We start from the raw sequence: 25085 nt of genomic DNA, 5'->3' as shown, positions 1-25085 counted from the left end.
TTTAGGAGGATGGAATCATGAGTGAATTTATTAATAATCGTGAAGTAATGGAAAACAAAACTGAACGCCAAGCAATGCTAAAGGAAATCATTAAAGAGCTTCATGCTGGTAAAAGTGTTGACGAGGTAAAAGCAAGATTTGAAGAAGCAGTTGGCGATGTAACTGTAGCGGAAATTTCGCAAATGGAGCATGACTTGATGGTTGAAGAAGGTATTCCAGTAGAGGAAGTACAGCGACTTTGCTCTGTTCACACAGCAATTTTTAAAGGGTCTATTGAAGAAATTCATCGCTCTGACAACCCAGAGGATCAGCCAGGACATCCAATTCACACCTGGAAGCTAGAGAATAAGGAAATTGATATGCTTGTCAATTTCAAGCTTTCCTTGCATATGGAACGCTTTGAAAAAGTAGATTCCGATGAAAATCGATTTAAACTGCTTGAGGATTTGAATCTATTATTAGATGTAGATAAGCATTATTCGAGAAAAGAAAACCTACTGTTCCCTTACCTTGAGAAATATGGAATCGACGGTCCGACAAAGGTTATGTGGGGAGTAGATGATGCAATTCGCCTTGCGATTAAAGAAGCAAAGGCATTTTTAACAGAGTATCAGGGAAATAAAATGGAAGTAATCGGTGTTCTTAAGCATGTAATTAAAGAAGTATCTGAAATGATTTTTAAAGAAGAAAATATTCTTTTCCCAATGGCCCTTCAAACATTAACAGAGGATGAGTGGGTAAAAATTGCTGCTGAAAGTGATGAAATTGGCTTCTGTTTAACATCCCCTGCCGGTGTGTGGAAGCCTGAACGCCATCCACTTGCAGTTGAAGAAGAAACCGTAGAAGAGGTAAAGGAAGACGGATTTATCCGTTTTGAAACAGGAATTGTATCACTGAAGCAATTAGAGACATTGATGAATCATCTGCCTGTTGATCTGACGTTCATCGATGAGAATGATGTTGTTCGTTACTTCTCTCATGGAAAAGAAAGAATCTTTGCAAGAACGAAGGCTGTTATCGGTCGTACAGTGCAAAACTGTCATCCGCCGCAAAGTGTTCATGTCGTAGAAGAGCTTTTACGAGATTTCAAATCTGGTAAAAAGGATGTAGAGGATTTCTGGATTCCATTTAAAGATAAGTTTGTCTACATTCGTTACTTTGCTGTTAGAGACGAAGAGGGTAAGTACTTGGGAACACTGGAATTCACACAAAACGTAGCACCAATTCGTGCTCTGGAAGGCGAAAAACGCATTTTATCATAAGATAGCACCAGATACACGATTCATCGCACCCATGCCTGATATCATCACAATTGTACATCCATCCAACAAAAAGGGACTCCTGCTAATTAAGTAGGAGTCCCTTTTCATATTAGAAATATAACAGAAAAATCACGGCAGCTACAATAATACGATAAATAGCAAACGGTACTAGCTTGACCTTATTAATCAGCTTCAGGAAGAAGCGGATAGAAATTAAGGCAAATATAAATGCACTGATAAAGCCGGCGATAAAAAATGGTAAGTAATCCATTGAGAAGTATTGCCAATTTTTCAAGAGTGAAATAAAGCTGGCACCAGCCATAATTGGTACAGCCATGATAAAGGTAAAATCAGCCGCGGTCCTGTGATTGAGTCCAAACAAGACACCACCCGAGATGGTTGCACCTGAACGTGAGAACCCCGGCCAGAGGGAAAAACATTGTACCAGCCCAACAATAAAGGCGTGCTTGTAGGTGATTTCATCAAGGGAGTTAACGGAAGGACGCTTTCCTCCAAATCTATCAGCAATAATCATAAGTATTGCACCAAGAATCAAACCGATAGCAACTGTCTCTATCGAAAATAGATGCTCATCAATATAATCCTCGAATAAAACACCAAGGATACCGGCTGGAATTAAACCAACAATCACATGAAGTAGATTAAAATGACCGCCTCCATGTGATGCTACAACCGTCTTCTTATTGAAAAGGCGATTTAGCCCAAGGATATCGATAAAACGATCCTTAAAGACAATGACGGAAGCTAGGATGGACCCTAGCTGGATTACGACCTTGAACGTATTAGCTACATATTTTGTTAAGAATTCTTCAGATTTTAGCCACATATCATCGACAATGATCATGTGACCGGTAGAGGAAACAGGTGCAAACTCTGTTAATCCTTCTACCATGCCAAGAATAATAGCTTTCACTATTTCAATAAAATCCATGCTATTATATGCTCCTTATTTGTTTTAAACTTTTTTTCTTTTATTGCGGAAAAAGAAGAAGACAAATACAATAATTCCTACTGCGATAACAGCATAAGCAATATTTGAATAGACATCCATGAAGTTTGTAATGGCATGCCAATTGTCTCCAAGTGCGGCACCGACTGAAACAAGGATGATATTCCAAATTAACGTTCCGATAAACGTAAAGATAAGGAATATGATAAACTTCATGTTCGACATACCAGCAGGAATCGAAATTAAACTGCGAATTAACGGGACCATCCGGCAAAACAGTACAGTCCAAATGCCGTAACGGTCAAACCATGCATCAGCTTTGTGGATATCCTCCTTAGTCACCCGTAAAATATGGCCCCAGCGGTCAATGATTTTCTCAAGTCTTTCCACATCAAGCAAAAGACCAATCCCATACAAAATCACGGCCCCAACAACGGAGCCTGCTGTTGATGCTATAACTACCCCTGTAACTGTCATACTCGTGTAAGTAGTCATAAATCCGCCAAACGGAAGAATAATCTCTGATGGAATAGGAGGAAAGACGTTTTCTAGTGCTATCATGAGGAAAACGCCAATATAACCATACTGCTCCATAAAACCTGTAATCCAGCTTTCCATTTTCAACCTCCAACATATGATCACTTTATGTATAATCTACTTGTCCCAATTATTTACGAAGGACCTCTAATGACCAGACACGCATTACTATATTTTGATTTAGGACAATCAATATTACATTCATATGCACATTGAAAAAAGTCCATGCTGAAAGATTAACATAAAATGATATAAATGCCCATGCTTTTTCGAATAAGCTGCAAGCATCGCTCAGAAATTTATTGACGTATTCCACTTGTCCATATCGTTAACTGTATATGTCAGGCACCAGTTAAGTTAGTAGACGTCCTGATTTGTGAAGACAAGGAATGATACTATAAAGCCCGCTAGCCACCAGAAGGCTAAGAGGGTAATGGAAAAAAGCAGGGTCATGCCTTCAATTGGAGGAGCGGCACCGCTTAAATAACCGGTTAAGTTTAGGTTAACCATGAATAGGTACTTAGCAAATTCCCATGCGGAAACCATATTGCTTAAGATGGAACCGGATATAAGTGCTGCCAGCATAATTCCCATACCAGCAGCGGTGCTTCTTATGAGTACGGACAGCATAAAGGATAGCGTGCCGATGACAATGGCAACAAACCACACCAATCCAAAGTCCATAAAGATAAACTTCCATTGGCTAATCAGTCTTACTTGACTAGTATCTAAGCTGCCACCTTCAGCGGTAAAGCCAGTCAGGATAGGAGCGTTCATCCCTTTATATCCAAATACGAGTCCTGAAATCAGATAGGCTAGCAAACCTACGACTGCAATAATAATGGAAATGGACAAGACCAGTGCTATATATTTACTAGAAAGAATCCGCCAGCGCTTCACCGGTCGCGTCAAGAGCAGCTTGATAGAGCCCAAAGTATGCTCGGAGGAAACAAGGTCACTGGCAATGACCATCACAAGCAAAGGAATAAACATCGATCCCGAATTTTCTATGAACATCCTTACGAAAGATGGTGCTCCTGGTTCATTTGGATTAATGTCATGATCTAGATAATATTGCGATTGCTTCAAAGTTATTTGCAGTCGCTCGCGAAGGTCCTCCGACATCCGACTGGAACTGAGCCGGTTGGAAATATCAACAACCTGTGCCTGTACCTGTGCTCTCCAGTCCGTACCCAGCTTTTCCTGCCGCTCCATCGTTTGTTTATATTGTGCATAGGTAAATAATCCAACTAATACTGCTGTAATCAATGCAATCACGATTAACCGTTTACGCGCCAGAATTTTCATCATTTCATTTTGTACTAGCTTAATCAACGGATTCACCGCCTGTCAGCTGTAGAAATAAATCCTCTAAGACAGGAATTTTACGATTTATTTCTAGAATCGAGATTCCTTCATCCATTAATGCTTTACTCCATTCGGCAGCTTTTTCATCAATTAGCGGAGTAATCAAATAATCATCCTCCACCAGAACATCTGTATATCGCTCCAGAACTTTTCTTCCCTGTTGTAGCGGAGTAAGTCTCCAGTACAGCTTCTCCTGCCGAGTCAGCAGATGATCCACCGAATCAATGCTAATAATCTCTCCTTTTTTCATAATCGCCACTCGGTCGCATAGAAGCTGAATTTCACTTAATAAATGACTGGAAACTAATACGCTCAGTCCTTCATTCTCGGCAAGATTACGAATGAACTGCCGCATTTCTCGAATCCCGGCAGGATCAAGCCCATTCGTTGGCTCATCTAAAATAAGTACCTTGGGACGATTCAAGAGAGCTTGGGCAATTCCAAGTCTTTGCCGCATTCCAAGGGAATAGGTTTTTACCTTATCATGAATTCGGTTATCCAGTCCGACGAACTGGATGGTATCTTCAATTTGCTGCTCTGTAACAGCAGGAAGCATTCGTGCAAAATGCAGCAGATTATCCCAGCCGGATAAGTATGGATATAGCTCCGGGTTCTCAACAATACAGCCTAAATACTCCATGGCCTTTGTAAAATTCTTTCTTACATCATAGCCGCAAATCGAAATGGTTCCTGTGGTTGGCTTGATGAGGCCGGTCAGCATACGGATGGTGGTTGTCTTTCCGGCTCCATTTGGACCAAGAAAGCCAAAAACTTCACCTTTATGCAGTTTAAAGTTCAATCCTTTAATAATTTCTTTTCGTCCAATTGTTTTACGCAGGTTTTTTACTTCTAGCGTCACTTCAGTCATTAGGTTGTATCTCCTTTTCCCAATTGATAAGTGGGGCCAGCCTATCAGAAATTAACTGGTAGCCTGCATGATTCGGATGAAATTTATCTGTATATAAATACTCATTAACAGATAGCTGGAATAAGTCAAAAGTAGGGACAAATACAATTTTTTCAAATTGCCCTGTGGTTAATTCTGTCGCATGATTCCAGCCCATGACGATCTTATTGGTCGTGTCACTATCCTCTAAATCAATAAATGGATTATAAAGTCCAAGAATAAATACGGATGCCTGTGGATTATGCTGACGAATAAAAGTGAAAATTTGCTGTAGATTGGCTAGAAAGGTCTGCTGTAGCTCCTGAACCTTTGCTAGATTTAAATCAAATAACGTGTCACCCTGCTGAAAAAGATCATTTCCACCTATGGTCATGAGAATGACATCTGCTTCTGCTAGCTGCCGGCCAATGTTAAGCTCACCTAATTGCTGCAGGAGCTGAGCTGATGTTTGACCGTTAATTCCTAGATTGTATACTTGAATGTCCTTTGGTGCTAATCGTTCCTTCAATTCCTCTGTCACAAGCCCCACGTAGCCCATGCCTGAATCATCACCGGTGCCCCTCGTTAGTGAATCTCCGAGTGCCACAACGGTCATGTCTTTAGCCTCCATTTTTGTATCGTTCTCCGCTTCTGCTGGTTTCTTCTCTAGCGCTTCGACCTCTCCATTGTAGAAATCTTCTATAGACCAGGCAAATCCAAAGACCCATAGCAATGAAAGCAGGGCAGCGATGATGGTGGTAACCCTGGCTGTGTATTTTTTCAAGATCATCATCTCCTAAGGGTAATCGAGTTGATTAAAAAGCTTGATAATGTTTCTTCAACAATTATTTCTATTGTAAAGGAAGTTTAGTCCCTTTCCTTTTAAATATAGTATAAATGGAAACCCTAGGATAAAACTTAACGAAATACTAGGGAGATATTAAAAATATTAGACAATTTGGATATAAAAAAAAAATCCCCTGGGGGATTTCTTTTTGACTTAGATTTTCATGACACCGCCGGAGCTTGCGTTCGTAACAAGCTTGGAGTAGCGGGCTAAATATCCTTTTTTCACTTTTGGTTCAAAGCCTTTCCAATTAGCTTTACGCTTTGCCATTTCTTCATCCGAAACCTCAAGCGTGATCTTACGGTTGTTCATATCCAATTCAATGATATCGCCATCTTCAACAAAGGCAATTGGACCGCCTTCAGCTGCTTCTGGAGAAATATGTCCGATAGAGATTCCTCGTGATGCACCTGAGAAACGACCGTCAGTAATTAAACCAACCTTTGCACCAAGTCCGCGTCCAACAATTTGAGAGGTAGGTGCAAGCATTTCCGGCATACCAGGACCGCCTTTAGGCCCTTCATAGCGAATGACAACTACATTGCCTTCCTGTACCTTTCCAGTAATGATTCCAGAAAGTGCTTCCTCTTGGGAATCAAAGCAAATCGCAGGACCTCTGTGATAGCCGCCAACCGATGGATCAACTGCACCAACCTTAACGATGGAGCCCTGTGGAGCAAGGTTACCGAAAAGAACAGCAAGACCGCCTTGTTCAGAATGCGGGTTATCTAATGGACGAATCACATCAGTATCTAAAATATCTGCCCCGGCAACATTTTCGCGTAACGTTTTACCAGAGACTGTCAAGCAATCGCCATGCATAGCGCCTGTCTTCTTAAGAACCTCGTTGATGATGGCACTCACTCCACCAGCTTGATGAACATCCTGAATATGATAGCTTGAAGCAGGGGCAATTTTTGCCAAATGTGGTACACGAGCAGCCACTTCATTGATTCGTTCCATTGAGTATTCGATTTCTGCTTCATTTGCTAATGCCAATGTGTGCAGCACTGTGTTTGTTGAACCGCCCATAGCCATATCTAGGGCAAAGGCATTATCAATTGCTTCTACTGTCACGATATCACGAGGCTTAATGTCCTTTTTAATTAACTCCATTAATTGTTTAGCTGATTTTTTCACAAAATCACGGCGCTCAGGTGCTGTTGCTAAAATAGTACCGTTACCTGGTAGCGCAAGTCCAAGTCCTTCGGCTAAACAGTTCATGGAGTTCGCTGTGAACATACCTGAACAGGAACCACAGGTAGGACAGGCAACTGTCTCAATTTCTTTTAATCTAGCTTCGTCAATATTCCCCGCTTGATAGGCACCAACGCCTTCGAACACAGAAGTTAAATCCAGTGCGTTTCCGGCTGCATCCGTACCAGCCTCCATTGGACCACCGCTGACAAAAATCGTTGGAATGTTCACACGAAGAGCTGCCATCATCATTCCTGGAGTGATTTTGTCACAGTTAGGAATACAAACCATTCCATCAAACCAGTGTGCCGATACTACTGTTTCAACTGAATCGGCAATAATCTCACGGCTTGGAAGGGAGTAGCGCATTCCAATATGGCCCATCGCGATTCCATCATCAACACCGATTGTATTAAACTCAAACGGAACACCGCCGGCCTCGATAATCGCTTCCTTCACTAATTTTCCGAATTCCTGTAAATGTACATGTCCAGGAACAATATCAATATAAGAATTACAAACCGCGATAAATGGTTTGCCGAAATCCTCTTCCTTCACTCCGGCTGCACGAAGCAGGCTTCGATGCGGTGCACGGTCGACACCTTTTGTAATCATGTCACTACGTAATTCTGCCACAATAATTCCCCCGCTTTCTCGCAATCTATTTTTAGTCAATTTTTCAACTTTTTATTATTTTAGCACTATTAGTCGAAATAGGGTAGGTTTTTTGACTTGGAATCAAGTGTAGTCTAGTAGGTATGAATGATGGAAGTGGATATTTTTTAAAAATATAGTCGAGTGTGAATAGGGAGTTTTCTAGTGTTATTTTCATGTAAGAGTTTAGCATCCTATTTGCATAATAAAACGGGATTTTTACAATCCTATTAAAAGCAAAAGAAATATTAAGAAATAAGGAGGTAATCTGATGAAGAAATACTTTGTATTCCTCATGTTTTTATTCAGTATAAGTATGTTGCTTTTTGCATGCGGAACAGATGAAGCAAAGCAAAATAAAGAAGAAAATAATACGGCTGCCAATAAGGATAATGAAGAAAAAGAACAGGATTTATTAGAGAAAATTAAAGAAGACGGCAAGCTTAAGGTAGGAACAGAAGGCACCTATCCACCCTTTACTTTCCATGATGATAGTGGAGAGTTAACTGGATTTGATGTAGAAATTTCAAAAGAAGTGGCCAAGCGTCTTGGGGTTGAAGCGGAGTTTTCAGAAACACAATGGGATGCGATTTTTGCGGGCTTGGATGCTGAGCGTTTTGATATGATAGCGAACCAAGTTGGAATTCGTCCTGACCGCTTGGAAAAATATGATTTCTCTGATCATTATATCACATCAAAGGCCGTATTAATTGCCCATGAAGAGAATGAAAATATAAAGAGCTTCGAGGATATTAAGGGGCTGCGGGCAGCTCAAACGCTGACAAGTAATTATGGAGACCTTGCCCGAGAGCATGGAGCGGAAATCGTCGGGATTGAGGGGTTTATGCAGGCAGTAGAGCTGATTAATTCAAAGCGTGCCGATGTAACGATAAACGACAATATCTCATTTCTTGATTACAAAAAAAAGCAGCCGGATGCACCTGTGAAAATTGTCGCTGAGAAGGAAGAAGCAAGTCAAAGTGGACTAATGTTTCGTAAAGGGAATGATACTCTTGTAGAGGCGGTGAATAAAGCACTGCAGGAGATGATTGAAGACGGCAGCTACGAAAAAATATCAGAGAAATGGTTTGGTGAAAATGTACTTAACTAATGTCATGATGCACCAGGATAAGACTGCCCGACTCATTGAAATTGCAAAAGGTTCCCTTCAGCCCTTGCTGGAGGGAGCGGTGCTTTATACGATTCCTTTAGCAATCATAGCCTTTATCATTGGCATAATTTTAGCCATCTTAACAGCCCTTGCCCGGTTATCTACAATTAAAGTTTTACAAATGATTGCCAGAGTCTATGTATCAGCGATAAGGGGAACGCCTTTACTTGTGCAATTATTTATTATCTTCTATGGGCTTCCAACTGTCGGGATTATTATCGACCCGTTTCCATCGGCAGTCATTGGGTTTTCCTTGAGTGTCGGCGCATATGCCTCGGAGATTATTCGAGCAGCGATTGTTTCGATTCCGAAAGGACAGTGGGAAGCAGCCTATTCTATTGGCATGTCCTATACACAGGCATTAAAACGAATTATTCTCCCGCAGGCATCACGGGTATCGATTCCTCCGCTGTCTAATTCATTTATCAGTTTGGTGAAGGATACGTCGCTGGCGGCGATGATTCTTGTAACGGAAATGTTTCGCAGGGCGCAGGAAATTGCGGCTACAAACTATGAATTTTTGCTTCTATACTCAGAGGCAGCCCTTATTTATTGGGCCATTTGTTTTCTGCTATCGATTGTACAGGGCAGACTGGAAAGCCGTTTTGACCGCTATGTGGCAAAGTGAGACTCTTAGATATTGAATGCATATGGAGCGGAGGTATCTTGGATAAGGAGTAAAACCGATGATTAGCATAAAAAATTTGCATAAACGTTTTGGTGAGCTGGAGGTTTTGAAGGGAATTAATTTTGAGGTGAAGAAGGGTAGGGTGGTTGTTCTAATCGGCCCATCTGGTTCAGGGAAAACAACCTTTCTTCGATGTCTGAATGTGTTAGAGATACCCACAAATGGGATGGTTTCAATTGAGAATCAATCGCTTGATTTTTCTAAGACAATAGCCAAGAAGAAGATTCCACTATTTCGGAGCTTAACAGGGATGGTGTTTCAAAACTATAACTTATTTCCTCATAAAACAGCGCTTGAAAATGTCATGGAAGGGCCCATTACGGTAAAAAAAGAGGCAAGCGGCAAGGTGAGAAAAAGAGCGGAGGACCTATTGGCGAAGGTGGGACTGGGTGATAAGCTTGATTACTACCCCTTCCAGCTATCAGGCGGTCAGCAGCAGCGGGTTGGAATCGCTCGGGCATTGGCGATGGAGCCAATGGTGATGCTGTTTGACGAGCCGACCTCAGCGCTTGACCCAGAGCTTGTCGGAGAAGTGCTAAAGGTAATGAAGGATTTAGCGCGTGAGGGGATGACGATGATTGTGGTTACGCATGAAATGCGCTTTGCCAGGGAAGTGGCAGATGAAGTTATCTTTATGGATGGAGGGGTAATTGTCGAGCATAGCAGTCCTGATGAAATGTTTGCTGACCCGAAGGAGGAGCGAACAAAGCAATTTCTGCGGTTGATACAGGAGTAGTATAGTGCGAGAGAAGGACATTACCAAAAAATCATATTAGGGAATGTCCTTTATATCTAACAGTAGCTTACTCCGAACCATTACCTTTACCTAAAAAGAGAAGTGTTTGCGTATAAAGCAGGGGAACCGCCGGAATGAACGAATAGGATATGGTCTTCGTTTTTGAAATAACCTTTTCGAATTAAATCAATCAGTCCTGCAGCCGCTTTTCCGGTATAGACAGGATCTAGTAAAATACCTTCTGTCTTTGCTATCAGTTTAACTGCTTCTACCATTTCTGGGGTTGGAATCGCATAACCAGGTCCGACATAATCATCAAAACAGGTAACAGAATCACGAGTAATATTCCCAGAGAGGCCCAGGTGCTTTGCTGTTTCATTAACCAATTGAAAAACCTTCTCCTCTTGTGCTGCTTTTCTACGACTGACATTGATTCCCATAACCGGGATGCCGCTTTGATTAGCTTCAAATCCAATAATTAGTCCAGACTGCATGCCACCGCTGCCGCTTACACACAACACGGTATCAAAATGCAGATTTTCTTCAAACATCTGCGTTAAAATCTCCTGTGCGCAGGCAGCATAGCCTGTGGCACCAATAACATTGGAACCGCCGACAGGAATCATATAGGATTGTCTGCCTTCCTTAGCAAGCTCTTCAGCCATAAGCTCCATTTCTTTATTTAAATCTGTTCCATTTGGAACGATTTTTATCTTTTCTGCACCTAATAAATGATAGAGAAAATAGTTACCGTTGAAATCAGGCTCCGTGCTTTCCTCTTCTCCATCTTCGAGTAGAAGGAAACATTTCAAATTCTCCTTTACTGCGGCAGCCAGTGTTAAGCGACAGTGATTAGATTGAATGCCGCCGCAGGTAATGATCGTATCTGCACCCTGCTTCAGAGCATCTGCCATCAGAAACTCAAGCTTTCTTGTTTTATTACCTCCGGCAGTCAGACCGAGCATATCGTCTCTCTTCATATAAATAGACGGTCCGCCAAGAGCTTCAGAAAGCTTCTCTAATTTTTCAATGGGTGTGTAGCTTGCTGTGTATCGCTTTCTAGGAAACTGCGCTAAATTCATAATAAAGATCTCCTCTCGAATATTAATGCAGAAAACTTAAATCAAAATTTTTCCGGAATTAATGCCATTATAACAATCGAATTTGCTTAATCAAAGAGAATAAAGACGTTCATGAGATGTCTAAGTTTTTTTGTGCATTTCCCGAAACCTAAATTTTTAGCAATGTGGATAGTTTTTCTCCATCTGCTGTTTTTGCTATGATGTGGGTAGCTAGTAAATGAGAATAGGAAGTGGAATAAATGGATGAAAGAATTGGATTTATTGGCTGTGGCAAAATGGGTAAGGCTATTATGGCAGGGATGCTTAAGGCTGGTGTTGTACTAAATGAGAATATATTGGTAAGCACGAGAAGAGAGTCTACTCTTATAGAAATAGAGGAGCATTATCAGGTAAAGGGCAGTCTTCATAATCAAGAGGTTGCGGAATGGTCGGATATTCTGTTTCTTGCTGTTCATCCAGCAGATCATGTTCAGGTTCTGGCTGAAATAAAGGGCAGTCTGAAGGAGAATGCTGTGATTATCACCATGGCAGCTGGGATTACTATCGAACAGGTTGAAAATGGTATCGGTCGAAGTGTCAAGGTTGTTCGTACCATGCCCAATACGCCGTCGCTTGTGGGGGAAGGGATGACAGCGCTGAGTGTCAACCGCTTTGTGACGGAGAATGACTTAGATCTTGTTCTCCATTTATTGAATAGCTTTGGTAAAACAGAGGTCATTGATGAAAAACTCATGGATGCCGTTCCAGCTATAAGCGGATCCTCACCAGCATATGCCTATATGTTCATTGAAGCATTAGCTGACGGCGGTGTTCGTGATGGAATTCCCCGTGTCCAAGCCTATCGTATGGCTGCCCAGGCAATATTAGGAGCAGCAAAAATGGTGTTGGAGACTGGGAAGCATCCAGGTGTGTTAAAGGATGATGTCTGTACACCAGGCGGTTCAACGATTCGAGCTGTTGCGGCCTTAGAGGAAAAGCAATTTCGGGCAGCAATCTTGGAAGCAATGAAGGCATGTACAAATAAGACGAAGGGGATAGGGGAATAACGATAAAATGGAAAAGGACAGAGTGAAGACTCTGTCCTTTGAAAGTGATTATAGGATACCGACTACATCAGAAACTTGGAATTTATAGACCTCTTTTGTGATTTCTGATTTATGTTCGGCAGCATCAATTAATTGCGCTTCAATTGTTACTTCTTCAGAACCACTAACTAGTCCGCCAACGACACCATCAAGTAGTCCATCGACAACGCCTACGATAACTCCGTCAACAACTGTTACAAGAACGCCGTCAACAATTTCGACAACACCGTTTAGAAGACCGTTAACAGGTAATCCTAAAAGACCGTTAGTGTCAAGAACTCCACCATCACCTGATCCACCAAGAAGACCATCATTACCAAGAAGTCCACCTAAAAGACCATCTAAAAGACCTGCACTAGTAACAATTTCTTCTCCGCTTGGTGATTCAACGATAATGGTATCGTCAGCTGCAGCTGCAGAAACATTTGTGCTAGCACCTAGAATACCACCAACAGTACCGCCTAATAATCCACCAGTAAGATCACCGACAGTACCACCTAATAAGCCGCCTAATAGATTTCTTAATGCATTTGTTTTGATTACGTCTTCAACATAGCCTCGGTTAATATCCTGTTGTGTTAATATAACAGATTCCTCAATTTTGCCAGAGTCAGATGTAACCGTATATTTAAGTGTGTCACCAACTTTAGCTCCTCGTGCATCTTCAGTTGTAAAAGTATAACGAACTGTTAAATCTGATTTTAAATCTAATAAATCAACTACATCGCCAACAACACTTTTACCTACGAAGGAGATGCCAGGTGCTGCTGGTGCAATCATGTCAGTTACAGTAAAATCTACAGATTTAACTTTCTCACTTCCAACGATTGATACTTTGGCTGTGTAATCACCCACTTCAAGAACTGAAGTAGTGTATGAGAAATTATGACTTGCAGTTGGCTCTACATCCACATTGACAAGTTGATTGTCACCTTGCTCAATTTTAATGTTTACTAATTCTTTACCGTTTAATTTAAAGTCTTTAATTTTACCACTTACGGTTGCAGTTTGGTTTTCGTTTACATTAACTTTAACATTAGCAATCTCTTTTTCTCCGTTAACAGCTTTTAGTGCAGCTGATAATAAAAGAAGGAAGTCTCCTCTTTTAATTGTTTTATGTGGACTAAATGTAGTAGAGCTTGTTCCTTTTGTTACTTCAGCGTTATACAATGCAGTAACAGCTTCCTCATAGATTGTTCCGTCTACATCTGTGAATGGTCCGTTATCCGTTTCGAAATCTTTGAATTCATCAAATGCATTATAGATAAGGATTGCCACTTGTCCACGTGTAAGTGAATCGTATAATCCGAATGTTCCGTCAGTGTATCCGTTAATTACACCGTCACGGGCAATGGATGATACTTCTTTATAGAATCGGTATTCTTTTGGTACATCCGTGAAATATTGTTTTGTAAGATTTGATGTATCTGTGTGTAAAATGCGGCTAAAGATAAGAGCCCCCTGTACACGGTCTAATAGAACTTCCGGATGGAAATCACCATCATCAAAGCCTTTTACATAGCCCTTACTAGCGATTTCTTCAACAACCTCATAATAATCACTAGATTCTGGTACATCAGAGAAGGTTGCTGCACTAGCTGCCATTGCCTGTGTAAAGATTAACACTGCAGCAAACAATGCTAGGAAGATGGTGCGTGAGATGGAACGTTTTTTATGCTTTTCCATTTTATCACTCTCTTTCTGCTTTTTTTACGGATAGAGCATGTTTAGAGCTTGAATTACCTATTTAATAAGGGTTACATTATGTTTTCAATTAACTAAATAGGGAGTAAAAACATTGGATTACTATACTATATATTTATATAAAATATAAGCATATAATTATATTGTTATTTACGCCGTGGTTTGTGCCAAGCATCTTATTGATTGCGTTTTCATCTTGGCCTGTATTTAGCTTTTTTGAGCAAAATCTGTCGAAATGTGGAACTGCCTTAACCTTTATAGTAAAATATCTTTGAGTCGAAATTTACTAAAGAGAAACCCCAGAACCCCTTTTCATCCAGCAAACCATGTAACTGAACACCCACTTGTTATTCAAACAATAATGATATCAGCTCCCTTTTAATAGGTAACACCTCCCATAAAATGGGAAGATATCAAACTATTTTACTCCCATATTACCTTATTAAAGTGAGGTAACTTTTACCCGCAACCATATTTTACACCTTAATAATTAATAAACAAGTCTAAATTGTTAGCCAATTTCAAATGATGAAACTAGCTTCAAAAATTAGTTAATTATACCTATAATAAATTATTGAGTGATAACTATTGAGAACGTTATGTTCTTTATAGAGTATCTATAGAAGGATTTAGGATATTGTCAGAGTAATGTTTCATGTGAAACAATTTTCGACGATATTCTTTAGAAAATGGCACCTTTAGCGGAGAAATAGGTACTATAATCTAAGATAAAATGGAGCCAGCAGGGGAATGAAGATAGCATAAAAAGGAAAAAATGAAAATAACGAAACTTTCTGGCTGACTTAGCTGTATATAACAATTGTAACCAATTGTATTAATCTTTTAATGGAATAGACATGGTAAAATGGAAGTAAGTCAAGGTCCTAATATTGTCAGGAGGAGAATTATATGAATAATCACGAAATTGATTACAAACTCTACGGTGATGACATGCAGTTTGTTGAAGTCGAGCTTGACCCCGGTGAAACGGTGATTGCCGAAGCGGGAGGCTTAATGATGATGGAGGACGGCATCCGTATGGAAACGATTTTTGGCGACGGCTCAGGCGGCGGTGGAGGCCTTATGGGCAAGCTGCTTAATGCTGGTAAGCGTGTCATCACTGGTGAAAGCTTGTTCATGACGACCTTTACCAACGAAGTCAGTGGGAAAAAGCATGTTTCCTTTGCTTCTCCATACCCAGGAAAAATCATCCCGATGGACTTAAGTGAATTGGGCGGTAAAATTATATGTCAAAAGGATGCTTTTCTTGCAGCGGCAAAGGGAGTAACAGTGGGAGTTGAATTCCAAAGGAAAATTGGAGCCGGATTCTTCGGTGGTGAGGGCTTCATTATGCAAAAGCTTGAAGGTGATGGGTTAGCCTTTGTTCATGCTGGCGGAACCATTATTAAAAAGGAATTGTCCCCAGGAGAGGTTCTTCGTGTGGATACCGGCTGTTTAGTTGCTATGACAAAAGAAGTCGATTATGACATTGAAATGGTCAAAGGCGTGAAGACCGCATTATTTGGCGGTGAAGGGCTATTCTTTGCTACGTTAAGAGGACCGGGTTCGGTGTGGATTCAATCTCTGCCATTCAGCCGTTTGGCGAGCCGTGTGTTTGCAGCGGCACCGCATAGCGGAGGGCAATCAAAAGGTGAAGGCGGTATTGGCGGTCTTTTTAATATGTTCAATGACTAATAACGTACAAAAAGCGGGGTTGATTGGAAGCTTACCAATCAACCCCGCTTTTTGTGGTAAAGATTATCCTTCAGCAGAATCCTCATCTTCTTGATCTACGATTTTGTCTAAGATATTAATCGTATCGACTAAATGATTGTTAAAAATTTGCTTTGCCACAGTAAGAAGATCGATGATTAAGGGGTCTCGTAATGAATAAATCACTCGATTTCCGTTTTTTGTTCCGACAACGATGTTTTTTGTTCGTAAAACCATTAACTGCTGGGATACCGTTGAGCCTTCACTGCCAATTGCATTTTGTATTTCGTTTACTCCGAAATCTCCTTCAGACAACACTTCCAGAATTTTAATTCTAAGTGGGTGGGCCAACGCCTTAAAGAATTCCGCTTTAAACTGTTGCATTTCTAAATTCAATTTATCCAGCTCCTTAGAGAGATGGACGCTTTATCAAGGTAACGTCCGTTTTATTTAGTTAATAGAAGTATATACTTTTTTTTGCTCAACAACCAACTCTTTTGAATTTGAAAGGCTTTTACATTCACTGAAGGCGAAATGTTTACACCCTAAGCATTTAGTTGTGTCTAGGTGATATAAGGCAAATTGGATAGCCTCTCCGGTACTCTTAAAGAAATGCTCCTCGCCAATCAAATCATATAGACCTGTTTTTCTTAACATTTCTTCCGGTTGAGCATTGAGACCGGAAATGAGCAGAGTGCCATGCTTTGAGAAGTCTTTAACGATACTGGTAAGGTTTGCTTCACCAGTAATGTCAATGAAAGGTACCTTTCCCATTCGTAATAACAGGACAGATGGTTTATGGTTAATGGTATGCATAATTGTTTGTTGAAATGTCTGGGCAACTCCAAAGAACAATGGTCCCTCTACATTATAGATGGTAATTTGTGGACAATCATGTCCATCAGTGACCATTTGAGTTTCAACTTTTTTACTGGCTTTATTTGGGTTAGGAAGGGCTTTTGCAATGACTTGTGCATCGACCATTCGTTTCGTGAACAGGACGACAGCTAAAAGCAGTCCAACCTCCACACCGGTAGTTAAATCTACAAATACTGTTAGAAGAAATGTTACGACTAAAACAAGTGAATCAGATGTCTTGGTCTTTAAAATATGTGAGAAAATATGTCTTTCACTCATATTCCAAGCTACAACCATTAATACTGGTGCAAGACTAGCAAGTGGAACATGTGATGCATAGGGAGCAAAAATCATTAAGATTAATAATACTACTACACCATGTATGATTCCGGACAAAGGTGAGGCAGCTCCGTTTTTAATATTTGTAGCAGTTCGGGCAATAGCACCTGTAGCTGGAATTCCACCGAAAAGCGGTGTAATGATATTGGCAATCCCTTGACCAATCAATTCTTTATTGCTGTTATGGCGAGTGTTCGTCATTCCATCGGCAACAACAGCAGATAGAAGCGATTCAATTCCGCCGAGAAGGGCAATGACGAGTGCAGGCCCAATTAATTGCTGAATGGTCCCGAAATCGATCTGTGGCAAGGAGATGCTCGGCAAAGAGCTTGGAATCTCACCGTACGCCGTACCAATTGTATCAACTTGACCTGGAAACAGAAGAGCGGCAACAACAGTAGATAAAAGGAGCCCAATTAATGGACCGGGTACCTTTGGAAAAAGCCTTGGTGTAAGCAGCATGGTAATGAAACAAATGACTGCGGTTATGACACTGTATAGATTGACGGTGTGCAATTGATGGACAATCTCCGTCATATTCTCAATAAAGCTTTCTTTTTTTTCTATTCCTGATAAACCTAGGAAACTAGCAATCTGTCCTGTGAATATAGTGATGGCTATCCCTGCTGTAAAACCGATGGTGACAGGCCGAGGGATGTACTTGATTAGCGAACCAAGCTTGAAAATCCCCATTAGCACTAAAATAATACCAGCCATGATGCCGGCAACAAGCAGATTCTCGTAACCGTAGGACATAACAATTCCAAATAGAATCGGGATGAAGGCACCAGTTGGACCGCCGATTTGAAACTTTGAGCCACCGAAAAGGGAAATTAATATCCCGGCAATGATGGTCGTATAAATTCCGTATTCAGGCTTTACACCAGAAGCAATCGCAAATGCCATACCGAGCGGAATGGCAATAATTCCTACAATCGTTCCTGATATTAGGTCCTTCTGTAAAGTCTGCCAGCTATAATGTTGAAATCTCTCGTCAAAAAGAAATTTACGAACCATTTTCTTATGTATCTCCTCTTTTTGTATTCTAGAATTTAACTTCATTCAGCAGAAGTCCTCCACTACTACAAGTGGGGGATGAATGCAAAGGGTACTTCGATTCAATGGGGGTTCAAACCCCGGTTGAATGAAGTTAAGCCTCCGGCGGATGTCACAGGTTTTTTAAAAGGTAGTTTATCGAGCGAGCTCAGGTAATCCGGGCGCAAATTCGACGGGCGAATTTGATTTTTATATTTGTATATTTGATTATTTGAATATACTGTGTCACAACTATAATGGATGTACACCCTCTTTGTCAAAGGTTTTATCTCATAAAAATAGTAAATAATAAAGTTACAGGAATATGACGATTTTTTAATAAAAATGCTGGAAAAAATGAGAATGTTAAGAGTGAAAAATGCGAATAGAAGTCGAATGATATACAATGAAGTAGACATCATTTATTGAAAAGGGGTATTAGCATGAAGTATTTCTCCCTCTATAGAATATACACCATTGTATGGCTAGCAGTGAGGATTTTTATAGAGATTATTCTCTTTAAAAAAAGACATCGCGGGAATTTGAATGAAAAAATAGATAAGCAGTGGGAGGCACTGCTACGCAAACAAGCGCGCAGATACAAAGAGAAGGCATTATACCTAGAAGGAGTTATGATTAAACTCGGTCAATACTTAAGTACACGTAAAGATATCATGCCTGATATCTATATAAAGGAATTAACAGATCTGCTGGACCAGGTTCCACCGGTCCCATGGGAGAAGTCGAAAAAAGTACTAGAAGATGAATGGAATAGGTCTTATAGTGAAGTCCTTCACGATATTAGCTCTGAGCCTATTGCTTCCGCCTCAATTGGTGAGGTTTATCGAGGTACACTTCACTCAGGTGAAGAGGTGGCTGTGAAGATTCAACGCCCTAAAATTGGTGATATTATTTATAGTGATTTCAGAGCCGTACGGATTGTACTTTGGCTAGCCAAACGTTTCACAAAATTAGAAAATACAATGGACCTTTCTTTATTCTATCGTGAGTTTGTCAGAACCATTGGTGATGAATTGGATTTTCACTTGGAGCTTGAGAATGGGCTTTATTTTCAGAAAAAATACGAGGATTTTCCCGGTCTCGAAATTCCCCAATATTATCCGGAATACTCAACAAAAAGGGTATTGGTCATGGAATGGAAGGAAGGAAATCGGATAAACGATTTAGCTTTCTTGGAAAAGCATCATATAGACAAATATAAAATATCCAATGTACTGCTAGAGAGCTTTCTTGGGCAGCTTTTGAATGAAGGAAAGTTCCATGCTGATCCCCATCCCGGTAATATTATGGTAAAGGCTGACGGTACTATTGTTTTAATTGATTTTGGTATGGTGGGTGTTATTAGAAAAAGAGATGCCATGTATATCCGTGATATTGTTATTGGAGTTATGTTAAAGGATTATAAAAAGGTTGTTGATGGTATAGAAGGAATGCGTTTCTTGCTGCCACATGCAGATAAGGAAGAAATTGAACGGGTTCTGAGAATGCTAATTGAAACCTATAGCGATAACGGTTTAAAGGCAAATGACACAAGGGTTGTAGAAGAAATCATGAATGACATTGAAAAGCTTGTTAACAACCAGCCGATTCAATTGCCAAGTGAATATGCGTTCTTGGGAAGGGCTATTTCTACGTTCATTGGGATTCTTTACAGTCTTGACCCTGAGATGGACCTAATAGAAATGAGTAAGCCGATGCTGAAGGACTGGCTAAAGGAGAATTCAGAGGGGGCTAAAGCGACCGTAATAAACTTTGCGAAATCTTCCTTAAAGCCACTTGTTTCCTTACCGAATCAAATCCAACAGGTGCTAGAAGAACCAAGGAAATACCGTGAATGGAAACGAACAAATGAAGCATTAAAGATGAAGCATGAAATGGTTGTTTCGAGAAAAAGAGACGCATTTCTTCTATGTCTATTGAGCCTAGTTTTTGTCTATATTAGCTACTATTTCTATCAAATCTATTTATTATATGCCAGTGCAGGGCTTTTATTATTTAGCGCTGTCTACTATATAAGAATGGTACTTCATCATCGCAGGCTAATGGATAAAACATAAAAATTGAATTCGCTGTTAAAAAAGGTAAGAACTGTCAATGATTCAGTTCTTACCTTTTTGTGTTTTTCTATAGATTTCAATATTTTGCTAAATAAATGAAATATTTGTTAAAAATGCGTGCTAAATAATTCCTTTTTAATGTAATTTCTGTTTTAATAATGATAATAGTTTTTCATATATTAGTATAGTTTTCTAATAAAGTTATTATTTATAATTTCTTTGGAAGACTTATATTTCATCTGGTTCCCTTAATGAAAGGGCTTTCAAACGCTATTGTAGCAACTTTTGAAAAAGGAGGAGTTATTTCTGTAATGTGTTAATTGGAAAATATTACCTTACTAAATTTGTAACAATTACCTTAGGATAATTATGTAGTTATCGTGTTAATATTGTTTATGTAACCTACCAAAAAATAAATTCAGTTACAGTGACAAAAATCACATATCGAAAAAAATTTATGTCAATTTCATGTTTACTGTTTTTATTTTGAATTGATGCTTTGTAGAGCATGCAATTTTTTATTGAAGAAAAATATATTAATACTTTCAAAGAAAGGGGTACTAGTATGAAATTTAAATCGGCTTTATTCACGTTTATTATCACTATTGCCACGGTGCTAACAGGGTGTGAACCATTGTTGGTTTTAGACCCTAAAGGCCCTCAAGCCGAACGTCAAGCAAGGGATATTATGTTATCCATCGGTATCATGTCATTTATCGTTATCATTGTTTTCGCTATTTTGATTTATGTATTAATTAAATACCGCGCTTCAAAGCAAAGTCCTGATTATGAACCTCCTCACATCGAAGGTAATCCATGGGTGGAAGCAATTTGTGTCGGTATTCCAGTTATCATTGTTGCCTATTTCTCATTTGTATCTGTACAAAGTAACTATATTGTTGAGGCAACTCCTCAAGGCTATGAGGATAAAGAACCGTTAGTTATCTATGCTTCTTCTTCAGACTGGAAATGGCATTTTAGCTATCCGGAAGAAGATATTGAGACGATTAACTATTTATATATTCCAACTGATCGTCCGTTGGAGTTTAAATTATACTCATTTGGACCAATTACAAGCTTCTGGATTCCACAGCTAGGCGGACAAAAGTATGCGATGTCAGACATGGTTACAACTCTTCATTTAGCGGCTGACGAGAAGGGCGAAATGATGGGACGCAATGCTAACTTCAGCGGTAAAGGTTTTGCTGAAAATATGTTCAATGTTACCGCTATGTCTCAAAAAGATTTTGATGAATGGGTAGAGGAGGTTCATGAAACAGCTGATCCTCTGACAGAAGAAAAATTTGATAAGCTGCTTGAACCGGGGCATCTTGGTCAAATGACATTTACCGGAACTCATTTAGATTTCTCTCCCGCACCAGAGCATAATCATGGAGCTACTGAAACTGATTCTGCAGAGTCACATGAGGGACATATGAACAGTGAGGAAATGAATGAAGAACATTCAGACCATAGTGGTCACTAATTATTAAGAAATTGTACGTATTTCACTTGAAATAGTTTAATTGATTAATATCATTCCCGAAAGGAGTCAAAAAAGGATGGAATTCTTTGAACGTTTTGCCGTACCACATCCAAGTCCTGCGATATATGCTTCAATGGTTGCTATAGGTCTAGTCATGATCGCGATTGTCGCAGGTTTAACCTATTTTAAAAAATGGGGTTATTTATGGCGTGAATGGTTAACAACGGTTGACCATAAACGTATCGGTATTATGTATTTACTTTCTGCTTTATTAATGCTTTTCCGCGGCGGCGTTGACGCAATCATGCTGCGTGCACAGCTTGCAGTACCTGATAATACATTACTTGATTCACAGCACTATAATGAGGTATTTACAACACACGGGATTGTCATGATTATGTTTATGGCGATGCCATTCATTATTGGTTTCATGAACTATATTGTCCCATTACAAATTGGGGCTCGTGATGTTGCATTCCCTCGTTTAAATGCAATCAGCTTCTGGTTATTCTTTATGGGTGCCATGTTATTTAACATTTCCTTCGTAGTCGGAGGTTCACCTGATGCAGGCTGGACATCATACTTCCCATTGGCAAGTAATGATTTCAGTACATCTGTTGGAACGAACTATTATATGCTGGCACTTCAAATATCCGGTTTGGGAACATTAATGACAGGGATAAACATGATTACGACTATTATGAAAATGAGAGCACCTGGCATGACCTTAATGAAGATGCCGATGTTCACATGGTCTACATTAGTAGCTAACTTAATTATTGTGACAGTGTTCCCAGTCTTAGCGGTTGCGCTTGCTATGGGAACAATGGACCGACTATTTGCAACAAACTTCTTTACTACAACAAACGGTGGTATGGATATGATGTGGGCAAACCTATTCTGGGTTTGGGGACATCCGGAGGTTTATATTCTAATTCTGCCGGCGTTTGGCTTATACAGTGAGATTATTTCTACATTCTCAAGCCGAAATTTATATGGATATAAATCAATGGTTGCTTCAATGGTTATGATCTCAGCCCTTTCATGTCTTGTATGGGCCCACCACTTCTTTACAATGGGTCAAGGCGCTCTAGCAAACAGCTTCTTCTCGATTACAACAATGGCAATCGCTGTTCCAACGGGGGTTAAGATCTTTAACTGGTTGTTCACCATGTGGAAAGGGAAAATACGCTTTACAGTACCAATGCTATATTCGGTAGGCTTTATCCCGCTGTTCACAATTGGTGGTGTCACAGGTGTTATGCTTGCGATGTCAGCAGCTGATTATCAATACCATAACACAATGTTCTTAGTGGCCCACTTCCATAACACAATTATTCCAGGTGTTGTATTCGCAATGCTTGCTGGTTTAACTTACTACTGGCCAAAAATGTTTGGCTTCATGCTAAATGAAAGAATCGGAAAATGGACATTCTGGTTATTATCAATCGGATTTGTAGTAGCATTTGCCCCAATGTATATCTCTGGTTTAGACGGGCAGGCTCGTCGTATGTACACATACTCTGAAGCATCTGGCTTTAGTACGTTAAATATGATTTCATTTATTGGTGCAGGAATCATGGCTGTTGCCTTTGCATTAATTGTATACAATGTTTACTACAGTGTTCGTTATGCTTCAAGGGATATTAGTGCAGATCCATGGGATGCGCGTACATTAGAATGGGCAACACATACCCCTGTACCAGAATACAATTTTGCGATTACACCACAGGTAAAAACGAGCGAACCACTTTGGGATGCAAAGAAGCGTAAACACGTTTTATTCCAAGGTAAACTGGAAAAAATTCATATGCCTAATAATAGTGGTGTTCCATTTATTATGAGTGCGATTTTCTTTGTATGGGGATTTTCATTTGTATTTGCGATTTGGCCACTTGTTATCATTACGACGATCGGAATCTTCGCATGCTTGGCACATCGCTCATTTGAAAAGGATCACGGACGGTATATCTCTTTAGAGGAAGTTACTGAAACAGAAGAAAAATTAGGAGGTGCTAAATAATGAAAGCAGGACATGCACAGCCTCTTGAATATAGTACACACCAAAATGATTTAAATATTTTTGGTTTCTGGATTTTCCTTGGCGCTGAAATAATGCTTTTTGCAACACTTTTCACCACCTATTTTGTCTATGAAGGACGTACAGGTTCCGGTCCAACAGGGGCAGAGATTTTTGAAATTACACCAGTTCTTATTGAAACTCTTCTTTTATTAACAAGTAGTTTCATTATTGGTCTTGGTGTCCATGCAATGCGTCTTGGTAATAAAAAAGCAATGATGGCATTCTTTGCGATTACACTTGTACTTGGTTTAGCCTTCTTAGGTGTTGAAATATATGAATTTGCTCATTATGTACACATTGGAGCAGGTCTCCAAATTAGTGCCTTCACTGCAATTCTTTTAACAACATTAGGAACCCATGGATTGCACGTTACGTTCGGTTTATTCTGGGGAACCGCGATTCTAATTCAATTGAAAAAGCGTGGATTAACTCCGGAAACTGCGAATAAATCATTTATCTTCTCGCTTTACTGGCACTTCCTAGATGTAGTTTGGATCTTTATCTTCAGCTTCATCTACTTGAAAGGAATGATGTAATATGAGTGAATTATTTCCGCGTAAACAAATAATGGGCTTTGTCTTTTCTCTAATTATGACTGCGGCTGCCCTTACTGTTTATTTCATGGATTTATCATATGCTGCAGCGATGGCCGTTCTCCTTGTTACTGCATTTGCACAGGCTCTTTTACAGCTTGTTGTGTTTATGCATGCGGGTGAAACAGAAGACAAATGGTCCATTTATGGTAATGTTTATTTCATGATGGGAATTGCTATTGTAACGATTCTAGGTACACTATTGATTTTCGTTTGGGATATGTAAGAGCTGTTCATTAAGAAAGAGGGTGCCAATAGGTGCTCTCTTTCTTTAATTTGGGTGAAAATGATTTTAACTTCATCCAGCAGAAGTCTCTCGATTCAGTGGGGTTCAAACCCCGGCTGAATGAAGTTAAGCCTCCGGCGAGTCTTGCGGTTTTTTTAGGTTAGTTATAAAGCAAGTTCGATAAAAATCCGGTTGCAAATTTAACGAGAAAATCTGATTACCTTTTTAAATATACGACCTTACTTGATTTGATAGGAGTCGTCATTTCAACGCCTTTAAAAGTATTTTCCACCATTTCCTCTGTCGTGATGAAAAACATTCCCATAAGAAATATAAAAATGGCTCCTACCATGGTGCCAATCCCAATTCCAATAACGTTGTTGAAACCGATTACAATTCCGTACATTAATGTCATCATTCCAACGAGTAAAGTGATAGCGCCCGCCCATTTTGTTGCCTGCAGGATTTTCATACGAGAATTCATTCT

Annotated in this window: 22 protein-coding genes; 11 read left to right on the top strand and 11 right to left on the bottom strand. The window is 39.9% G+C overall.

Translation table 11 applies throughout. From position 1 onward, the window contains the following. Positions 1-17: 17 nt before the first annotated feature. Positions 18-1262 (top strand): DUF438 domain-containing protein, encoded by a 1245-nt coding sequence (locus tag BQ5321_RS22085; protein WP_071396506.1) that lies wholly within the window; start codon positions 18-20, stop codon positions 1260-1262. A 109-nt stretch (positions 1263-1371) separates the two neighbouring features. Here BQ5321_RS22085 and BQ5321_RS22080 read toward each other — a convergent pair whose 3' ends face one another. From BQ5321_RS22080 to ilvD, 6 genes are all read right to left on the bottom strand, one after another. Continuing rightward, positions 1372-2214, bottom strand: a complete 843-nt coding sequence (locus BQ5321_RS22080; protein WP_071396505.1) for an undecaprenyl-diphosphate phosphatase — start codon at positions 2212-2214, stop codon at positions 1372-1374. 24 nt (positions 2215-2238) lie between these two features. Further along, a complete protein-coding gene (locus BQ5321_RS22075; protein WP_071396504.1) occupies positions 2239-2850 on the bottom strand; it encodes a DedA family protein in 612 nt (203 codons plus the stop codon). 276 nt (positions 2851-3126) lie between these two features. Beyond that, complete coding sequence (locus tag BQ5321_RS22070) at positions 3127-4104, bottom strand: ABC transporter permease subunit (protein ID WP_071396503.1); 978 nt, start codon at positions 4102-4104, stop codon at positions 3127-3129. Beyond that, the gene (locus BQ5321_RS22065) at positions 4097-5005 is read right to left on the bottom strand and encodes an ABC transporter ATP-binding protein (RefSeq protein WP_071396502.1); all 909 of its coding nucleotides are present in this window, start codon (positions 5003-5005) and stop codon (positions 4097-4099) included. Before BQ5321_RS22065 ends, BQ5321_RS22070 begins: the two co-directional genes overlap by 8 nt. Next, positions 4998-5807 carry an SGNH/GDSL hydrolase family protein gene (locus tag BQ5321_RS22060; protein WP_159433442.1) on the bottom strand — a complete coding sequence of 270 codons (810 nt, stop codon included), beginning with the start codon at positions 5805-5807 and terminating at the stop codon, positions 4998-5000. Before BQ5321_RS22060 ends, BQ5321_RS22065 begins: the two co-directional genes overlap by 8 nt. A gap of 216 nt (positions 5808-6023) precedes the next feature. Next, positions 6024-7703, bottom strand: a complete 1680-nt coding sequence (gene ilvD, locus BQ5321_RS22055; protein ID WP_187143770.1) for a dihydroxy-acid dehydratase — start codon at positions 7701-7703, stop codon at positions 6024-6026. Between the two features lie 289 nt (positions 7704-7992). On the opposite strand from ilvD, the gene BQ5321_RS22050 reads away from it, so the two are divergent. The 3 genes from BQ5321_RS22050 to BQ5321_RS22040 are packed head-to-tail and all read left to right on the top strand — an operon-like array spanning position 7993 to position 10316. Beyond that, on the top strand, positions 7993-8832 hold the full coding sequence (locus tag BQ5321_RS22050) for an amino acid ABC transporter substrate-binding protein (RefSeq protein ID WP_071396500.1): 840 nt from the start codon (positions 7993-7995) through the stop codon (positions 8830-8832). After that, positions 8819-9520, top strand: coding sequence for an amino acid ABC transporter permease (locus BQ5321_RS22045; RefSeq protein ID WP_071396499.1), 702 nt, complete (start codon positions 8819-8821; stop codon positions 9518-9520). The genes BQ5321_RS22050 and BQ5321_RS22045 overlap by 14 nt, the downstream gene beginning before the upstream one ends. A 58-nt stretch (positions 9521-9578) precedes the next feature. Further along, positions 9579-10316, top strand: a complete 738-nt coding sequence (locus tag BQ5321_RS22040) for an amino acid ABC transporter ATP-binding protein (protein WP_071396498.1) — start codon at positions 9579-9581, stop codon at positions 10314-10316. A gap of 86 nt (positions 10317-10402) precedes the next feature. Here the strand turns inward: BQ5321_RS22040 and cuyA are convergent, their stop codons facing one another. Beyond that, positions 10403-11398 carry a D-cysteate sulfo-lyase gene (gene cuyA / locus BQ5321_RS22035; protein WP_071396497.1) on the bottom strand — a complete coding sequence of 332 codons (996 nt, stop codon included), beginning with the start codon at positions 11396-11398 and terminating at the stop codon, positions 10403-10405. Positions 11399-11637: 239 nt separating this feature from the next. Between cuyA and proC the strand changes: the two genes are divergently transcribed. Further along, positions 11638-12444, top strand: coding sequence for a pyrroline-5-carboxylate reductase (gene proC / locus BQ5321_RS22030; protein ID WP_071396496.1), 807 nt, complete (start codon positions 11638-11640; stop codon positions 12442-12444). Positions 12445-12492: 48 nt separating this feature from the next. On the opposite strand, the gene BQ5321_RS22025 is transcribed toward proC, so the two are convergent. After that, a complete protein-coding gene (locus tag BQ5321_RS22025) occupies positions 12493-14169 on the bottom strand; it encodes an S-layer homology domain-containing protein (RefSeq protein ID WP_071396495.1) in 1677 nt (558 codons plus the stop codon). Positions 14170-15096: 927 nt separating this feature from the next. Here BQ5321_RS22025 and BQ5321_RS22020 point away from each other — a divergent pair. Next, positions 15097-15882 (top strand): TIGR00266 family protein, encoded by a 786-nt coding sequence (locus BQ5321_RS22020; protein ID WP_071396494.1) that lies wholly within the window; start codon positions 15097-15099, stop codon positions 15880-15882. A gap of 63 nt (positions 15883-15945) precedes the next feature. On the opposite strand, the gene BQ5321_RS22015 is transcribed toward BQ5321_RS22020, so the two are convergent. Both BQ5321_RS22015 and BQ5321_RS22010 read right to left on the bottom strand, forming a co-directional pair. Continuing rightward, positions 15946-16296, bottom strand: coding sequence for an ArsR/SmtB family transcription factor (locus BQ5321_RS22015; RefSeq protein WP_071396493.1), 351 nt, complete (start codon positions 16294-16296; stop codon positions 15946-15948). A 54-nt stretch (positions 16297-16350) separates the two neighbouring features. Continuing rightward, positions 16351-18114, bottom strand: coding sequence for a SulP family inorganic anion transporter (locus tag BQ5321_RS22010; protein ID WP_071397022.1), 1764 nt, complete (start codon positions 18112-18114; stop codon positions 16351-16353). 461 nt (positions 18115-18575) lie between these two features. Here BQ5321_RS22010 and BQ5321_RS22005 point away from each other — a divergent pair, with 461 nt between their 5' ends. From BQ5321_RS22005 to qoxD, 5 genes are all read left to right on the top strand, one after another. Next, complete coding sequence (locus tag BQ5321_RS22005) at positions 18576-20210, top strand: ABC1 kinase family protein (protein ID WP_071396492.1); 1635 nt, start codon at positions 18576-18578, stop codon at positions 20208-20210. A 565-nt stretch (positions 20211-20775) separates the two neighbouring features. Then, positions 20776-21696 carry a cytochrome aa3 quinol oxidase subunit II gene (gene qoxA, locus BQ5321_RS22000; protein WP_071396491.1) on the top strand — a complete coding sequence of 307 codons (921 nt, stop codon included), beginning with the start codon at positions 20776-20778 and terminating at the stop codon, positions 21694-21696. 76 nt (positions 21697-21772) lie between these two features. Beyond that, positions 21773-23719: a cytochrome aa3 quinol oxidase subunit I gene (gene qoxB, locus BQ5321_RS21995; RefSeq protein ID WP_071396490.1), complete on the top strand. Its 1947-nt coding sequence runs from the start codon at positions 21773-21775 to the stop codon at positions 23717-23719. Continuing rightward, positions 23719-24315 carry a cytochrome aa3 quinol oxidase subunit III gene (gene qoxC, locus BQ5321_RS21990; protein WP_071396489.1) on the top strand — a complete coding sequence of 199 codons (597 nt, stop codon included), beginning with the start codon at positions 23719-23721 and terminating at the stop codon, positions 24313-24315. The genes qoxB and qoxC overlap by 1 nt, the downstream gene beginning before the upstream one ends. Position 24316: 1 nt before the next feature. Continuing rightward, positions 24317-24598 carry a cytochrome aa3 quinol oxidase subunit IV gene (gene qoxD, locus BQ5321_RS21985; protein WP_071396488.1) on the top strand — a complete coding sequence of 94 codons (282 nt, stop codon included), beginning with the start codon at positions 24317-24319 and terminating at the stop codon, positions 24596-24598. Between the two features lie 217 nt (positions 24599-24815). Here the strand turns inward: qoxD and BQ5321_RS21980 are convergent, their stop codons facing one another. Next, entirely contained in the window at positions 24816-25082 is a 267-nt protein-coding gene (locus tag BQ5321_RS21980) for a hypothetical protein (RefSeq protein WP_071396487.1), read from the bottom strand. Positions 25083-25085: the final 3 nt, after the last annotated feature.

Source organism: Bacillus tuaregi (assembly GCF_900104575.1).
In the GTDB taxonomy this organism is placed as follows: Bacteria; Bacillota; Bacilli; order Bacillales; family Cytobacillaceae; genus Bacillus_BD; species Bacillus_BD tuaregi.
The sequence above is the reverse complement of the archived record's forward strand: the minus strand, read 5'-3'. Positions and strand labels throughout refer to the sequence as shown.

Bases quoted from the DNA above. Each gene is read 5' to 3' on its own strand.
- BQ5321_RS21980 (WP_071396487.1), bottom strand. From the start codon at position 25,082: ATGAATTCTCGTATGAAAATCCTGCAGGCAACAAAATGGGCGGGCGCT.
- BQ5321_RS22080 (WP_071396505.1), bottom strand. From the start codon at position 2,214: ATGGATTTTATTGAAATAGTGAAAGCTATTATTCTTGGCATGGTAGAA.
- qoxD (WP_071396488.1), top strand. From the start codon at position 24,317: ATGAGTGAATTATTTCCGCGTAAACAAATAATGGGCTTTGTCTTTTCT.
- BQ5321_RS22020 (WP_071396494.1), top strand. From the start codon at position 15,097: ATGAATAATCACGAAATTGATTACAAACTCTACGGTGATGACATGCAG.
- BQ5321_RS22075 (WP_071396504.1), bottom strand. From the start codon at position 2,850: ATGGAAAGCTGGATTACAGGTTTTATGGAGCAGTATGGTTATATTGGC.
- BQ5321_RS22045 (WP_071396499.1), top strand. From the start codon at position 8,819: ATGTACTTAACTAATGTCATGATGCACCAGGATAAGACTGCCCGACTC.
- BQ5321_RS22010 (WP_071397022.1), bottom strand. From the start codon at position 18,114: ATGGTTCGTAAATTTCTTTTTGACGAGAGATTTCAACATTATAGCTGG.
- BQ5321_RS22050 (WP_071396500.1), top strand. From the start codon at position 7,993: ATGAAGAAATACTTTGTATTCCTCATGTTTTTATTCAGTATAAGTATG.
- BQ5321_RS22025 (WP_071396495.1), bottom strand. From the start codon at position 14,169: ATGGAAAAGCATAAAAAACGTTCCATCTCACGCACCATCTTCCTAGCA.
- qoxB (WP_071396490.1), top strand. From the start codon at position 21,773: ATGGAATTCTTTGAACGTTTTGCCGTACCACATCCAAGTCCTGCGATA.
- BQ5321_RS22040 (WP_071396498.1), top strand. From the start codon at position 9,579: ATGATTAGCATAAAAAATTTGCATAAACGTTTTGGTGAGCTGGAGGTT.
- cuyA (WP_071396497.1), bottom strand. From the start codon at position 11,398: ATGAATTTAGCGCAGTTTCCTAGAAAGCGATACACAGCAAGCTACACA.
- BQ5321_RS22085 (WP_071396506.1), top strand. From the start codon at position 18: ATGAGTGAATTTATTAATAATCGTGAAGTAATGGAAAACAAAACTGAA.
- qoxA (WP_071396491.1), top strand. From the start codon at position 20,776: ATGAAATTTAAATCGGCTTTATTCACGTTTATTATCACTATTGCCACG.
- proC (WP_071396496.1), top strand. From the start codon at position 11,638: ATGGATGAAAGAATTGGATTTATTGGCTGTGGCAAAATGGGTAAGGCT.
- BQ5321_RS22065 (WP_071396502.1), bottom strand. From the start codon at position 5,005: ATGACTGAAGTGACGCTAGAAGTAAAAAACCTGCGTAAAACAATTGGA.
- qoxC (WP_071396489.1), top strand. From the start codon at position 23,719: ATGAAAGCAGGACATGCACAGCCTCTTGAATATAGTACACACCAAAAT.
- BQ5321_RS22005 (WP_071396492.1), top strand. From the start codon at position 18,576: ATGAAGTATTTCTCCCTCTATAGAATATACACCATTGTATGGCTAGCA.